Genomic DNA, 872 nt, shown 5'->3' with positions numbered 1-872 from the left:
AAAGGGGTAATGAACAGCCACCGGGCCCTGTGTAACCGTCTGGTCTGGATGCAGGCTGCCTATGGCCTGACCCCCGATGACCGGGTCTTGCAGAAAACCCCGTTCAGTTTCGATGTGTCCGTCTGGGAATTCTTCTGGCCCCTGCTCTGGGGTGCCCGTCTGGTGATGGCCCGCCCCGAAGGCCACAAAGATGCCGGTTATCTGGCCCGGTTGATTGAGACCGCCGGAATTACCACATTGCACTTTGTGCCTTCCATGTTGCAGCAGTTTGTCCAGATGATTTCGCCGGCGCACACCTGCGCCGCCCTCAAACGGGTGATTTGCAGTGGTGAGGCGTTGCCGCAAGAACTGCAACAGCGCTTCTTCGCACGTTTTGAGGCCGAATTGCACAACCTGTATGGCCCAACCGAAGCCGCGATTGATGTGACCTACTGGGCCTGTCAGCGCGACGATAAACGCCACTTTGTCCCGATTGGCCGCCCGATTGCCAATACCCAGCTCTATATTCTGGATACACAGGGTCAGCCCGTGCCGCTCGGTGTGGCCGGTGAAATCCATATCGGCGGGGTGGGGGTGGCCCGCGGTTACCTGAACCGTCCGGCCCTGACAGCGGAGCGTTTTATCCCCGACCCGTTCTCCACCGCCCCGGCGGCCCGGCTGTATAAAACCGGTGACCTTGGCCGCTGGCTGTCCGACGGCAGTATCGAATACCTCGGCCGTAACGACTTTCAGGTCAAGCTGCGCGGCTTCCGCATTGAGCTGGGAGAAATTGAAGCGCGCCTGACCCAGTGTCCGGGGGTGCAGGAAGCGGCCGTTATCGCCCGCGAAGATATCCCGGGTGACAAACGTTTAGTGGCCTATCTCCGGCCGCA

The 872-nt window shown here is 60.4% G+C and carries 1 protein-coding gene; it reads left to right on the top strand.

All coding sequences use genetic code 11. From position 1 onward, the window contains the following. Positions 1–872, top strand: an 872-nt coding sequence (locus FE394_RS18485; protein ID WP_319927800.1) for an amino acid adenylation domain-containing protein, incomplete at both ends; no start/stop codon positions are given.

It is taken from the genome of Xenorhabdus littoralis (genome assembly GCF_033949345.1).
In the GTDB taxonomy this organism is placed as follows: domain Bacteria; phylum Pseudomonadota; class Gammaproteobacteria; order Enterobacterales; family Enterobacteriaceae; genus Xenorhabdus; species Xenorhabdus littoralis.
The sequence above is the reverse complement of the archived record's forward strand: the minus strand, read 5'-3'. Positions and strand labels throughout refer to the sequence as shown.